Origin of the sequence: Porphyromonas sp. HMSC065F10, assembly GCF_001808555.1 — a bacterium.
Taxonomy (GTDB): Bacteria; Bacteroidota; Bacteroidia; order Bacteroidales; family Porphyromonadaceae; genus Porphyromonas_A.
The window spans coordinates 1-520 of sequence record NZ_KV793727.1 but is presented as its reverse complement, the minus strand read 5'-3'; the positions used below and the strand labels follow the sequence as shown (position 1 = coordinate 520).

Annotated in this window: 1 protein-coding gene; it reads left to right on the top strand. The window is 61.3% G+C overall.

The annotated features are described in order from the left end of the window. Window positions 1-520, top strand: a 520-nt coding sequence (locus tag HMPREF2890_RS00110; RefSeq protein ID WP_148130624.1) for a glycerate kinase, incomplete at both ends; no start/stop codon positions are given.

Genomic DNA, 520 nt, shown 5'->3' with positions numbered 1-520 from the left:
GTCATAGACTCCTTCAAGGGGTGCCTTACTTCGCTGGAGGCGGAGGCGGTTGTCTCGGAGACGATCTGCCGTGCTGATCCTCTGGCGGAGGTGGTCTCCGTACCGGTCTCAGATGGAGGGGAGGGGATGCTGGACGCTTTCTTGGCAGTGATGGGCGGAGAGCGTGTGTCTCTCCGGGTGAGGGATCCACTGGGGAGCTTGATCACGGCTTCCTACGGTGTCACGATGGAGCGGGTGGCGCTCATAGAGTCAGCCCAGGCAGTGGGTCTCCACCTTGTCCCCCCTCATCGACGTAATCCGCTCGTGGCCTCCTCGTATGGGGTGGGCCAGTTGGTAGCTGATGCCTATCATCGCGGTTACCGGCAATTTATCGTGGGGCTGGGGGGCACTGCTACCTGCGATGGCGGTGTGGGTATGCTGCAGGCGCTGGTTGACGCTCTCGGTGTGGAGCGAGAGGCGCTTGGGGAGGCTCTCTCCGACTGTCACTTCATCTTGGCGAGTGATGTCACTAATCCACTCT